Origin of the sequence: Rhodovulum sulfidophilum DSM 1374 (assembly GCF_001633165.1) — a bacterium.
GTDB classification, from domain to species: Bacteria; Pseudomonadota; Alphaproteobacteria; order Rhodobacterales; family Rhodobacteraceae; genus Rhodovulum; species Rhodovulum sulfidophilum.
In genome coordinates, this window is record NZ_CP015418.1 from 66,257 (window position 1) to 79,537 (window position 13,281).

Genomic DNA, 13,281 nt, shown 5'->3' on the forward strand with positions numbered 1-13,281 from the left:
TCCCTCAAAGCGTGCAGGACACGCAGCCCTGCACTTCGGTCCCTTCGAGGGCGGTCTGGCGCAGGCGGACATAGTAGATGGTCTTGATGCCTTTCTTCCAGGCGAGGATCTGGGCGCGGTTGATGTCCCGCGTCGTGGCCTCGGCCGGGAAGAACAGGGTCAGGGACAGGCCCTGATCGACATGCTCGGTCGCGGCTGCATAGGTCTCGATCAGCGCCTCGGGGCCGATTTCGTAGGCATCGCGGTAGAATTCGAGCGTCTCGTTCGTCATGAAGGGCGCCGGGTAGTAGACGCGGCCGATCTTGCCCTCTTTGCGGATCTCGATCTTCGAGACGATCGGGTGGATCGAGGAGGTGGAGTTGTTGATGTAGCTGATCGAGCCGGTCGGCGGCACCGCCTGAAGGTTGCGATTGTAGAGCCCGTCCTTGCTCACCGCCTGTTTCAGCTGGGCCCAGTCCTCTCGGCTGGGCAGATCGACGCCGAAACGCGCGAAGAGGTCGCGCACGGTGTCGGTTTCGGGGCGCCAGTCCCGGGTGACATATTTCTCGAAGAACGTGCCATCGGCGTATTTCGATGCTTCGAAGCCCTTGAAGCTTTGCCCTTTTTCCCGCGCCAGCGCATTCGAGGCGCGGATCGCGTGATAGGCCACGGCGGCGAAATAGGCGCGGGTGAAGTCGATGCCTTCCGGGCTGCCGTAATGAATACGCTCGCGCGCAAGGAAGCCGTGCAGGTTCATCTGGCCAAGGCCCACCGCATGGGCCTCGTCATTGCCGCGCCGGATCGACGGGACCGAGTCGATGGCCGACATCTCGGACACCGCAGTCAGCGCACGGATGGCGGCCTCGACAGTGCCGCCGAAATCCGGCCCGTCCATCGTGGCCGCGATGTTCAGCGATCCGAGATTGCAGGAAATGTCGGTGCCGAGATGGCGATAGCTGAGGTCGTCGTTGAACGCGCTGGCCTCGTTCACCTGCAGGATCTCGGAGCACAGGTTCGACATGGCGATCCGCCCCGCGACAGGGTTCGCGCGGTTCACCGTGTCCTCGAACATGATGTAGGGGTAGCCGCTTTCGAACTGGATCTCGGCCAGCGTCTGGAAGAATTCGCGCGCGTTGATCTTCTGCTTGCGGATGCGCTTGTCGCCGACCATCTCGTCGTATTTCTCGGTCACCGAGATGTCCGAGAAGGGCATGCCGTAGACCTTCTCGACGTCATGCGGCGAGAACAGATACATTTCCTCGTTCTGCTTGGCGAGTTCGAAGGTCACGTCGGGGATCACCACGCCGAGGCTCAGCGTCTTGATGCGGATCTTCTCGTCCGCGTTCTCGCGCTTGGTGTCGAGAAAGCGCAGGATGTCGGGGTGATGGGCATTCAGGTAGACCGCTCCCGCCCCCTGCCGCGCGCCCAGCTGGTTGGCATAGGAGAAGGAATCCTCGAGAAGCTTCATCACGGGGATCACGCCCGAGGACTGGTTCTCGATGCCCTTGATGGGGGCGCCATGCTCGCGGATATTGGTCAGCATCAGGGCCACGCCCCCGCCGCGCTTGCTGAGTTGCAGCGCGGAATTGATGGCGCGGCCGATGGACTCCATGTTGTCCTCGACCCTGAGAAGGAAGCACGAGATCAGCTCGCCCCGCGACTTTTTCCCGGCATTCAGGAAGGTGGGCGTGGCGGGCTGGAACCGTCCCGAGATGATCTCGTCCATGAAGGACATGGCCAGCGCCTCGTCGCCGCGGGCGAGCGCGAGCGCGACCATGACCACGCGGTCCTCGTAGCGCTCGAGGTAGCGCTGCCCGTCGCGGGTCTTCAGCGTGTAGCTGGTGTAGTATTTGAAGGCCCCGAGGAAGGTCGGAAAGCGGAACTTCCTGGCATAGGCCGCGTCCCAGATCCGATGCAGGAAGGCGCGCGGATACTGGTCAAGCACGTCGGCCTCGTAATACCCCTCGTCCACGAGATAGCCGAGCTTCTCGTCGAGCGAGTGGAAGAAGACCGTGTTCCGGTTGACGTGCTGCAGGAAATACTGCCGCGCGGCCATGCGGTCGGCCTCGAAACGGATGGTCCCGTCCTCGTCATAGAGGTTCAACATCGCGTTCAGCGCGTGGTAGTCGAGCGTGCTGTCGGGCTTTGCCGGTTTTGCGTCGGTTACACGGTCAAGCATTCCATCTCCCAGAATTTGTCCAACCCATCGCGAACGCGGGCGATATCGGTATCGGTGCCGGCAAGCTCGAAACGGTAGAGCACCGGCACCCTGCACTTGCGCGAGATGACCTCGCCGGACAGCGCATAGGTGGTGCCGAAATTGCGGTTGCCGCTGGCGATCACGCCCCGCAGGAGCGCGCGCCGTGCGGGGTCGTTGAGAAAGCGGATTACCTGTTTCGGCACCGCGCCGCGCCCTTCGCCATCGGCATAGGTCGGGCAGATCAGCGCGAAGGGCGTATCGGGGCGGGGCAGATCGTCGCCCGAGATCGGGATCCGCACCGCAGGCAGGCCCAGCCGCTCGACGAAGCGCGCCGTGTTGCCCGAGCGTGAGGAAAAATAGACGAGCCCCGCCATGGCGCTCAGGCCAGCCGGCCGATCAGGTCGGGACGGAAGCCCGCCCAGTGATCCTTGCCCGCGACCACGACCGGCAACTGCCGGTAGCCCAGTTCCGAGACATGGGCGAAAGCCTTGTCGTCCTCGGTCAGGTCGATCAGCTCGTAGGGAAGGCCGCGGGCCTCGAGCGCGCGGGTGGTGGCCGTACATTGCACGCAGGCCGGCTTGGAATAGACGATGATGGACATTGCTGGTCCCCTTTCATTGTTCTTCAGGCAAGGGACACAGCCTGGCGTGACGAATGGTGTCGTCTGCCAATCTCGCATGTGCGCCCCGAGGCCCTCCGCCTTCGGTCGTCATCTTTTGCGCTCTGGCAGGTTTCCTGGCTTGCGGGTCGTTGCTCGGCCGGCCTTCCCGGGACGCATCCCAGTGGCGTGTCAGCGTCGCTCGCCGCTTACAGTTGCGGGGGCAGTGCCGGATTTGCACCGGCTTCCCTCTTGGCCCTTGACGCGAGTCGCGGGCACCAAAGCATCTGCATATTGAGGGGCTGCGACGATTGGTGTCAATATATAGGTATTGGTTTCGCCAAAGAACGCCCTTGGGCGTGGCGCTTTCCAGCTCGACGAAGTCGTTTTCGTGTAAGCTGCGGGAGGCCGGCTTGGTAAACAGAAAGGGCAAGGTGCCGCTGGTGACAGCGGAGAATTGGGAAGCCGGTGCAATTCCGGCACTGCCCCCGCAACGGTAACGGCGCGAAGGGCATGGCGAAAACCACTGGGGCGACATGCTCCGGGAAGGCGTCATGCCTGGCCAGAAGGCCATGCCCGAAGTCCGGAAACCAGCCTTGCATGAGACGTCAACCGCGGGTGGCGGTGCAGACGCCCGTGTGGGGGTGGCCGGACGCCATCCCTCCCGGCACTGCCCGTCCTCCGCCCCAGCATTCGACCCGCGGGGCGCGGGCAGGAACACCGCAGATGAAACACGATCTTCCGCGTCTTCTGGCCGAACGCAAACCGGGCTATGCGCTCGAGCGGCCCTTCTACACCGATCCCGCCATTTTCGAGGCGGATCTGGAGACCATCTGGTATCGCGACTGGCTCTTCGCGATCCCGGCCTGCGAGCTTGAAAAGCCGGGATCTTTCGTCACGCACAAGGTTGGCGCCTACCGCGTGATCCTCGTGCGCGGTCAGGACGGGACGATCCGCGCCTTCCACAATTCCTGCCGCCATCGCGGCTCGATCATCTGCAAGGGCGCGAAGGGCAACCTGCCGAAGCTCGTCTGCCCCTATCACCAATGGACCTACGAGCTTGACGGCCGGCTCCTCTGGGCGCGGGACATGGGCCCCGATTTCGACGCCTCGGCGCATGGGCTGAAACCGGTTCACTGTCGTGAACTGGAGGGCCTCGTCTACATCTGCCTTGCCGATGCCGCCCCCGATTTCGATGCCTTCGCCGATCTCGCCCGGCCCTATCTGGCCGTGCATGACCTGACCGATGCCAAGGTCGCCTTCGAGTCGACCATCGTCGAGAACGGCAACTGGAAGCTGGTCTGGGAGAACAATCGCGAGTGCTACCATTGCGGCGGCAATCACCCGGGCCTCTGCCGTTCCTTCACCGACGATCCGACCGTGACCGGTATCAAGGAGGGCGCGACCCCACCGCATCTGCAGGCGCATTTCGACCGCATGGAGGCGCAGGGCTATCCCGCGCAGTTCCGGATGTCCTCCGATTTCCAGTACCGGCTGGCGCGCATGCCGCTTCTGCCCGGGGCCAGAAGCTTCACGATGGACCTCAAGCCCGCAGTCACCCGCATCCTCGGACGGGTGCGGGACGATACGGCGGGAACCCTGCTGAAATACCACTACCCGACGACATGGAACCATTTCCTTCCGGATCATTCCATCCTGTTCCGGATCACGCCGCTGACGGCGACGACCACCGAAGTGACGACCAAATGGCTTGTCCACAAGGAGGCCGTCGAGGGGCGGGACTACGACCTCACGCGCCTGACGGAGGTCTGGACGGTCACCAATGACGAGGACCGGCGCGTGGTGGAGGACAACCAGCAAGGCATCGACTCGCCGGCCTACGAGCCCGGGCCCTATTCGCCGGTTCACGAGACCGGGGTGATGGGCTTCGTCGACTGGTATTGCAACACCATGACCGGACGGCTCGGTTCCGTCGCCCTGGCAGCGGAGTGAGCCCATGAACGACTTGTCGACCCTTCCGGACCGGGCGATCTGGTCGGACAATGAGATGCTGGAATGCGTCTCGGTCATTCCCGAGGTTCCCAATACGGCGACCTTCACTTTCCGGGCGCCGTCGGGGGCGCTGTTCGACTTTCTGCCGGGACAGTTCCTGACGCTGGAAATCCCGATGCCGGGCGGGACCGTGCACCGGACCTACACGATCTCCTCCTCGCCGTCGCGGCCGCGCTCGATCTCGATCACGACCAAGGCCCAGCCGGACAGCCTCGGCACGCGCTGGCTGCTCGACAACCTCACGCCCGGAACACGGGTCAGGGCGCTCGGGCCCGCGGGCGTCTTCAGCCACCTCAACCACCCGGCAGAGAAATACCTCTTCATCTCGGCCGGCTCCGGCATCACGCCGGTGATGTCGATGACGACCTACATGTTCGATCTGGGCCTGGAGCCGGATATCGTCTTCGTCAACTGTGCCCGCAGACCGGGCGAGATCATCTTCCGCGAACGGCTGGAACACATGGCGTCGCGTGTGCCGGGGATCGACCTGAAATGGGTTGTGGAAAGACCGGACCGCTACGCGCCCTGGATCGGCTTCCAGGGACAATTCAACCAGTTGATGCTGGGTCTGATGGCGCCCGATTACCTCGAGCGCGAGGTGTTCTGCTGTGGCCCCGAGCCCTTCATGCGTGCGGTCCGCGAGGCGCTGCAGGGGCTTGGCTACGACATGGACCGCTACCACCAGGAGAGCTTCCAGGCCCCCGCGACGACCGAAGCCGACCTTACGGAACTCGACGACGTCGTTCCGGATGAGAGCGCGCAGGTCGAGCTGACCTTTGCCGCCTCCGGCGTCACGGTGAAAGTGGCCGAGACCGACACGATCCTCGCCGCCGCCCGCGCCAACGGGCTGAACATCCCCTCCGGGTGCACCTTCGGCGTCTGCGGCACCTGCAGGATCCGGAAGCTTTCGGGCGAGGTGCACATGGTCCACAATGGCGGCATCTCCGAGGACGATGTTGAAGCGGGATACATCCTTGCCTGTTGCTCCAACCCGATTGGAAAGGTGTCGGTCGATGTGTGACAATCCCGTGGCCCTCTTGCTCGGAACGTCTGCAGCCCGAACGCCCCCGTTCCCGCGCCGAGGTTAGCCGACGGGGTGAGTGCCGGGGATGCCGAGGGGGTAAGGCGGTTCAGGATGGCGATGCGGACGTGGAGTTCGGCTGTCTGGCGGACGAAGTCTCGCGCCATGAGCTTCTGGCCGAGCACCTTCATGCCGTTCATCTTCGTCTCTGCGCGGCTGCGGCGGCGATAGCCGCTCCACCGTCGCCAGATGGTCCGTCCAAGGCGCTTGATGGCGCAAAGCGTCGCTCCTCGTTCCGGCGCCGGAGCGAGAGTGAAGACATGACTCCCTCAGGTCCGAAGGTAATCCCCCTATTTTTGCGGGGGCTTGGTCGTAGAATTCACGCGGCCATGTTCAGTTTCGGGGTGGGCGTCATGCCGCCGTTGCCCATGTACGGGCGCTCATTGCTGTATGATCAGAGCCACTCGGTGGCAATCTGCTGCACCTCGTCGATGGTTTCGAAGAGATGGAGGTCCAGCCACTCGTGCCGACCCGTCCGGTTGTAACGCTCGACATAGGCGTTCTGCTGTGGCTTGCCGGGCTGGATGTAGGTCAGGGCGATGCCCTGCTGCTCGGCCCATTCCATGAGGGAGCCACTTATGTATTCTGGGTTGTTGTCGACGCGAATGGTGCGAGGCGCGCCCCGCCATTCTATGATCTGGTTCAATGTGTCCACTTAACCTTCTTGACTGACGAACGACATGACGGTTTCGATGGGCCGTCTCCACATGTTCCGACAGCCCAGATGGGGGCGCTCAGTGTTGTAGTGGACGAGCCAGGCGTCGAGATCGGCCTAGAGCGCCTCGACGGTCTCGTAGAAGGTCTCGCGCATCTTCACGCGGAAGAACTCCTCGAGTACCGTGCCGTTGAACCGCTCGACGAAGCCGTTGGTCTTCGGCGTCCGGACTTGGTGCGGCGGTGCTTGATGGCGTTGATCTCGAGATAGAGCTCGTAGGGATGCTTTTCGGTGCCGCAGAATTCGCGGCCGTTATCCGTCAGCACCACCTTCCCCGGCAGATCCAGGGCACGGTAGAAAGGCAGCACGTCGTTGTGCAGCACCGCCAGCCGCACAGCTTCTTGCGGTGGATCTCACTCACCATGCCGTTGGCGGCGGGCCAGGCTTCGTTCTCGACCGACCGATAGGCGGTATTCCCGACGTGGCGCAGCAGCCGAAGCTTGCGATCACTGTTCATTACAGCTCTGACGGCGGACGTGGTCGTGGCGAACGTCTCATAGGGGTTCCTTCCATTCCGCCGAATGGATCGCACCAACAAACCGTGGGATCAGACAGCTAGAACATGTTGTGCCGAGCGCCCCCACTTTCGCATCCTTTGGCACACGGAGCCGGGGCGCGCTCAGGCACGCGCCCCGGGGGACGGGATCACTCGACCGGCACAGCGGCCAGTTCCGGCTCGTTGTGGTGATGGCGCTCGCGCACCGGCCGGATCGCGAGATTGGCGAAGAAGGCCACGACCAGCAGTGCCGCCATGCAGTACATCGTCGTGTTGTAGAGCCCCGGCGTCGGGTCGACGGTGCCGGGCGGCGCGATCTCCATCAGCTTGGCGATGGTCACGGTCTTGGCCGCCACCAGCTCCTGCAACTGCGCGACAGGCGCACCGAAGGCCGCGCGGAAGGCCTCGGGATCGACCTTTGCCGCCAGATCCTCGATGGCATTGCCCACCGACATCTGCCTGAGCGAGGTGATCGCCAGCGGCCCCAGCACGCCCGCCGTCGACCAGGCCGTCAGCAGCCGCCCATGGATGCCGCCCACATGCATCGTGCCGAACATGTCGGCCAGATAGGCCGGGATCGTCGCGAAGCCGCCGCCATACATCGAGAAGATGATCATCGTGGCGATGTAGAAGCCGGCAAGATAGAGTATCGACGGGTTCGCCGCCCCGGCCGTCGCGAAGAACGGGATCGACAGGTACAGGATCGTGCCCAGCAGGAAGAAGGTCGCATAGGTGAGCTTGCGCCCGATATAGTCCGAGGCCGAGGCCCAGAAGAACCGGCCCAGCATGTTGAAGACCGAGATCATCAGCACGTAGGTCGAGGCGAAGGCGCCGGTCACGATCCAGGGCATCGTGGTGCCGTAGATATCCGACATCATCGTCTTGGCGACCCCGATCACCCCGATCCCCGCCGTCACGTTGAAGCAGAGCATCACCCAGAGCTTCCAGAATTGCGGGGTCTTCAGCGCCTGGTCGATATGCACGTTCTTCTGGGTGATCATGCCCGATGCCACCGGCTTCGGCTGCCATCCCTCGGGCACCCAGCCCTCGCGCGGGACGCGGTAGCTGAAGGCCGCGATCGTCATCACCACCAGATAGGCCACCCCCAGCACGAGGAAGGTCGCCGCCGCGCCGGTATCGCCGGTGCCGACGACATAGACCCCGGCCTCGCCGCCGCCGGGCAGTTCCGCCGCCTGCGCCGCGGAGGCGATCACCACCTCGAGCCGTCCGCTGGCCGTTTCGGCAAAGAGACGGCCGCCCTCGGTCACCGTCGCCACCGCCTCGCGCGGGCCCAGATAGGCGGGCGCACGTTCGAAGAGGTTCAGCAGCCAGCCCTTCAGGGGGGCCGCGATCATCGCGCCGCCGCCGAAGCCCATGATCGCGATGCCCGTGGCCATGCCGCGCCGGTCCGGGAACCAGCGGATCAGCGTCGAGACCGGCGAGACATAGCCCAGCCCCAGCCCGCAGCCGCCGAGCACGCCATAACCGAGATAGAGCAGCCAGAGCTGATGCGTCGCGATCCCCGCCGAGCCGACGATGAACCCGCCGCCCCACAAAAGCGCCGCGACCACGCCCACCATGCGCGGGCCGACCTGCTCCAGCCACTTGCCCGCGAAGGCCGCCGAGAGGCCGAGGAACACGATGGCCACCGAGAAGATCCAGACCACCGCGCCCAGCGACCAGTCCTCGGCCGCCGGCGCCACCACGCCGAGTTGCCGCGACAGCGCCGGGTTGAACACCGACCAGGCATAGACCGAGCCGATGCAGAGATGGATCGCGATGGAGGCCGGCGGCACCAGCCACCTGTTGAAGCCCTCGGGCGCGACGATGTGATCCTTGTGCAGGATGCCGAGCAGCCCCCGATACGCGCCGGAGCCTCGGCTCCCGCCCGCCATGTCCTTCGTCATGTCAGTCCCTCCCTTTATCAGAGCCGCGCTGACCGGAAGCGCCCTCCCCGCGCCCGTCCGGAACCCGACCCGCATGTCAGACCATGCCGAAGGAGCCTGCGAAGCAGGAAAGACGCTGTCAACTCGGACGAATGTCCGACGGAGAGCCTCGATGCGAAACGGCACGTCATTTCGGGCGTGCCGCGATAATCTCCTGCCATCGGGGAACAGCTCCCGGGGGCTCGCTTGCGCGGATGTCGCAGAGCCGATGGCAATGATTTCGGGCGCCGTCAAATCGGCTGGAAACTCCTGATCCCCCTGCATTCCCACGATAGCGCCAGCAGCCTGCCATCGGGAAACGACCGGAACATTCGAGTGTCCAGCGGTCAACCTCGGGGGCTGTGCAGGATCAGCTCACATCAAACAGATCGGCGCAGCCTGGATCACGCCGGATCCTCTCAGGTAGATGGGGACCAGCTCTGCCCTCACCGTGTTTCCGACGGCGCTGCGGCTGCGAAAAACCGCCTCTGCGGCAATGCCGCATCTGGGTTCGGGCCGACGGAAGCTTGCAGCACCTGCGTCAATCGCTAGGCTGCGCCAAGACGCGCAGCCGCCGTCGCGCCCCGGCCGGATGGCCGCGCGGCAGCGCAGCCCCCGCCAGGACAGGACATGGAAGGCTTTCTGCTAAACGCAACGCTCTACCTGCTGTGCATCGTGCTTGCGGTGCCTCTGGCCTCGCGGCTGGGACTGGGCTCGGTGCTGGGCTATCTTCTGATCGGGCTGATGCTGGGCCCAGTGCTGGGCCTTGTCGGCGCCGAGATGGTGACGCTCCGCCACGTCTCGGAAATCGGCGTGGTTATGATGCTGTTCCTGATCGGGCTCGAGCTCGATCCACGCGCGCTCTGGGCGATGCGAAACAAGCTTGTCGGCATGGGCGGGTTGCAGGTGCTGATCACCGTGGCGCTGGTCACAGCCGCCGCCATCGCCTTCGGCCAGACCTGGCAATCGGCGCTGGCGATGGGCATGATCTTCTCGCTGTCCTCGACCGCCATCGTCCTGCAGACCCTGACCGAGAAGAAGCTGATGAACACGCCCGGCGGGCGCAGCGCCTTCTCGGTGCTTCTGATGCAGGACATCGCGGTCATCCCGATGCTGGCGATCATGCCCTTCCTCGCCTCGCCCGAGATCCGCGCCGCCGGCACCGAGGGCGGCCATGGCGCGATGCATCTGATCGGAAGCCTGCCCGCCTGGGGGGTGACACTGGTCACGCTGGGCGCGGTCGCGGGCACGGTTCTGGCCGGCCATTACCTGGTGCGCCCGCTCTATCGCTATGTGCAGGCGGCGCGGCTGCGCGAGCTGAACACGGCGATGGCGCTGGTGATCGTCGCGGGCATCGCCTCGCTGATGCTGATGGTGGGGCTCTCGCCCGCGCTCGGCACCTTCCTCGCGGGCGTGGTGCTGGCCAATTCGGAATTCCGCCACGAGCTGGAAAGCTCGATCGAGCCGTTCAAGGGCCTGCTGCTGGGGCTGTTCTTCATCACCGTCGGCGCGGGGATGGATTTCTCGGTGTTCTGGGACGCGCCGATCCTGCTGCCGGTCTATGTGACGGGCCTCGTGATGATCAAGGTGGCGGTGCTTTACGGGCTCGCCATGGCCTTCCGGCTCGACCGCCAGAGCCGCTGGCTGTTCACGCTGGGGCTCGCCCAGGCGGGGGAATTCGGCTTCGTGCTGGTGGGCTTTGCCTCGACCCAGCGGATCATGCCGCCCGATATCGTCACCATGTCGAGCCTGGTCATCGCGCTGTCGATGCTGATCACGCCCGCGCTCTTCATCCTGCATGACGTGATCGCCAAGGTGCTGCAGGGCCGCGGCGGCGCCCGGCCCGCGGCCGACCCGATCGACGAGACCCATCCCGTCATCATCGCCGGGATCGACCGGTTCGGACTGACGGTGAACCGGATGATCGCCCTGACCGGCGGCAAGACCACCGCCATCGACGACGATCTGCGGGCGGTGCGGCGGGTCCGCAAGCTGGGCTTCAAGGCCTATTACGGCGATGCGACCCGGCCCGCGCTGCTGGCCTCTGCTGGCATCGACACCGCCGAGGTGCTGGTCGTCTGCATCGGCGATGCCAAGGCCGCGACGACGCTGGTGCGCTATGCCCGGCGGATCCGGCCCGACCTGTTCATCATCGCCCGCGCCCGCGACCGTGAACATGTCTTCGAGCTGTACCGTGCCGGCGCCGACGAGACTGTGCGCGAGGTCTATGACAGCGCGCTGCGCTGCGGGCGGCAGGTGCTCGAACGCTCGGGGCTGTCCGCCTACGAGGCCGAGAATGCGGAACGCACGCTGGTCACCTTCGACCGGACCGCGCTGCGCGATCTGGCCAAGGTCTGGCGCCCGGGCGTGCCGCTCGAGGACAATGCCGACTATATCGAGCTGAACCGGCGGCTGCAGGCCGATCTGGAACATGCCTTCGCCGAGACCCTGCTGCACGAAGCGCCGCCGCCCCGGAGCCAGACCGAAACGACCTCTCCCGCCGACATCCTGGCCGAGGCCGACGGCAACCCCGAACGCCAGACCGGCCGAACCCAGAACTGAACCCAGACCTGAAACCCGGCGGCCCTGATGCCGACCTGAGCCCGGGCCTATCCCCCGCCCCGGGCACAGTGACGCAGGGTGTCCCGCTGCGCGGGGTTTACGCAAGCCCCGCGCGCGCGCAGGATCGGGACCGTTCCCGGCGTCGCTCGCGCGCCGGAGCGATGCCCAGACCTCGGGAGACAGAGAGACCTTGACCAACCCGCTTTACGACCGGCTCTTCGGCCGCCATGCCGGGCGCGACACGCCCTTCCTGCATCTGCCCGACGGGGGCAGCCTCACCCATGCGGCCTTTCTGGCCCTCGCCGCGCGCCATGCCCATGCCCTGAACGCCTTCGGGCTCGGCCCCGGCGACCGGCTGGCGGTACAGGTCGAGAAATCGCCCGAGGCGCTGGCGCTTTATGCCGCCTGCCTGCAGGCGGGGGTGATCTTCCTGCCGCTCAACACCGCCTATACCCCGGCCGAGCTTTCCTATTTCATCGGCGACAGCGGCGCCCGGCTGGTGATCTGCGACGGCCGCCGGATGGGCGCGCTGACGCCGGTGGCCGAGGCCGCGGGCGCCCATATCGCCACGCTGAATACCGATGGCAGCGGCAGCTTCGCGGTGATCGCGGCAACGAAATCGGCGACCTACCCCACCGTGGCGCGCGACCCCGACGACCTGGCCGCGCTGCTTTACACCTCGGGCACGACCGGGCGCTCGAAAGGGGCGATGCTGAGCCAGCGGAACCTGCTGTCGAATGCCGAGGTGCTGACCGAGGCCTGGCGCTTTACCGAGGATGATGTGCTCTTGCATGCGCTGCCGATCTTCCACACCCATGGCCTGTTCGTTGCGACCAACATCATGCTGCTGGCGGGCGGCGCGATGATCCTCCTGCCGAAATTCGACATCGATGCGGTGATCGCCGCCCTGCCGCGCGCGACCGCCATGATGGGGGTACCGACCTTCTATACCCGGCTGCTGGACGATCCGCGGTTCGACCGGGCGCTGGCCGCCCATATCCGGCTCTTCGTCTCGGGCAGCGCACCGCTTCTGGCCGAAACCCACCGCGCCTTCGAGGCCCGCACCGGGCACCGGATCCTCGAACGTTACGGCATGACCGAAACCAACATGTCGACCTCGAACCCCTATGACGGCGCGCGGATCGCGGGCACCGTCGGCCTGCCGCTGCCGAGCGTCGAGCTTCGGATCGCCGATCCCGCGACCCGGGCCGAATGCTCCCCGGGCGAAACCGGCCAGATCGAGGTCAGGGGCCCCAATGTCTTTCAGGGCTACTGGCAGATGCCCGGGAAGACCCGCGAAGAGCTTTGCGAAGACGGCTTCTTCCTGACCGGCGATCTCGGCACGATCGATGCCAAGGGTTATGTCCGGATCGTCGGCCGGGCCAAGGATCTGATCATTTCGGGCGGGCTCAATGTCTATCCGAAAGAGATCGAGGAGGTCCTCGACGCGCAGCCGGGCGTGCTGGAAAGCGCGGTGATCGGGGTGCCCCATCCCGATCTGGGCGAGGCGGTGCTGGCGGTCCTGGTCCCTGCCCCGGGCGAGACGCCCGAGCTTCAGGCCATCGCCGGGTCGGTTGCGACGCAGCTTGCGGGCTTCAAGCGGCCGAAGCGGCTCGAACTGATCGAGGCGCTGCCCCGCAACGCCATGGGCAAGGTCCAGAAGGCGACCCTGCGCGAGAGCTATCGCGACAGCTTCGCCTGAGCGGCCGGAC

The 13,281-nt window shown here is 65.4% G+C and carries 8 protein-coding genes, 3 pseudogenes and 2 riboswitches; of the genes and pseudogenes, 4 read left to right on the plus strand and 7 right to left on the minus strand.

All coding sequences use genetic code 11. The annotated features are described in order from the left end of the window. Positions 1-4: 4 nt before the first annotated feature. Genes nrdE through nrdH form a run of 3 tightly spaced genes read right to left on the minus strand, consistent with a single transcriptional unit; the run spans position 5 to position 2,780 of the window. Positions 5-2,158 (minus strand): class 1b ribonucleoside-diphosphate reductase subunit alpha, encoded by a 2,154-nt coding sequence (gene nrdE, locus A6W98_RS00275; RefSeq protein WP_042456362.1) that lies wholly within the window; start codon positions 2,156-2,158, stop codon positions 5-7. Continuing rightward, the gene (gene nrdI / locus A6W98_RS00280) at positions 2,143-2,553 is read right to left on the minus strand and encodes a class Ib ribonucleoside-diphosphate reductase assembly flavoprotein NrdI (protein ID WP_042456364.1); all 411 of its coding nucleotides are present in this window, start codon (positions 2,551-2,553) and stop codon (positions 2,143-2,145) included. The genes nrdE and nrdI overlap by 16 nt, the downstream gene beginning before the upstream one ends. 5 nt (positions 2,554-2,558) lie before the next feature. After that, positions 2,559-2,780, minus strand: a complete 222-nt coding sequence (gene nrdH, locus A6W98_RS00285; RefSeq protein WP_042456367.1) for a glutaredoxin-like protein NrdH — start codon at positions 2,778-2,780, stop codon at positions 2,559-2,561. Between the two features lie 107 nt (positions 2,781-2,887). Continuing rightward, positions 2,888-3,075: riboswitch (cobalamin riboswitch) on the minus strand. A gap of 117 nt (positions 3,076-3,192) precedes the next feature. Then, a riboswitch (cobalamin riboswitch) is annotated at positions 3,193-3,390 on the plus strand. Between the two features lie 113 nt (positions 3,391-3,503). Here nrdH and A6W98_RS00290 point away from each other — a divergent pair. Together A6W98_RS00290 and A6W98_RS00295 are read left to right on the plus strand one after the other, a co-directional pair. After that, positions 3,504-4,730: an aromatic ring-hydroxylating oxygenase subunit alpha gene (locus tag A6W98_RS00290; protein ID WP_042456370.1), complete on the plus strand. Its 1,227-nt coding sequence runs from the start codon at positions 3,504-3,506 to the stop codon at positions 4,728-4,730. Between the two features lie 4 nt (positions 4,731-4,734). Then, positions 4,735-5,811 (plus strand): FAD-binding oxidoreductase, encoded by a 1,077-nt coding sequence (locus A6W98_RS00295; protein WP_042456373.1) that lies wholly within the window; start codon positions 4,735-4,737, stop codon positions 5,809-5,811. A gap of 63 nt (positions 5,812-5,874) precedes the next feature. Here the strand turns inward: A6W98_RS00295 and A6W98_RS20725 are convergent. The 4 genes and pseudogenes from A6W98_RS20725 to A6W98_RS00315 form a co-directional block, all read right to left on the minus strand. Next, positions 5,875-6,092: pseudogene (locus A6W98_RS20725) on the minus strand (IS5/IS1182 family transposase); the annotation flags it as partial. Positions 6,093-6,190: 98 nt separating this feature from the next. Continuing rightward, positions 6,191-6,526, minus strand: a pseudogene (locus tag A6W98_RS00300) (integrase core domain-containing protein); the annotation flags it as partial. After that, positions 6,527-6,915: pseudogene (locus tag A6W98_RS20065) on the minus strand (integrase core domain-containing protein); the annotation flags it as partial. Positions 6,916-7,231: 316 nt separating this feature from the next. Further along, on the minus strand, positions 7,232-8,989 hold the full coding sequence (locus tag A6W98_RS00315) for an OFA family MFS transporter (protein WP_231098327.1): 1,758 nt from the start codon (positions 8,987-8,989) through the stop codon (positions 7,232-7,234). A gap of 648 nt (positions 8,990-9,637) precedes the next feature. Between A6W98_RS00315 and A6W98_RS00320 the strand changes: the two genes are divergently transcribed. Both A6W98_RS00320 and A6W98_RS00325 read left to right on the plus strand, forming a co-directional pair. Then, positions 9,638-11,569, plus strand: coding sequence for a monovalent cation:proton antiporter-2 (CPA2) family protein (locus A6W98_RS00320; protein ID WP_063490864.1), 1,932 nt, complete (start codon positions 9,638-9,640; stop codon positions 11,567-11,569). A 190-nt stretch (positions 11,570-11,759) separates the two neighbouring features. After that, positions 11,760-13,271 carry a malonate--CoA ligase gene (locus tag A6W98_RS00325; RefSeq protein ID WP_042456379.1) on the plus strand — a complete coding sequence of 504 codons (1,512 nt, stop codon included), beginning with the start codon at positions 11,760-11,762 and terminating at the stop codon, positions 13,269-13,271. The last annotated feature ends 10 nt before the right edge of the window (positions 13,272-13,281 follow it).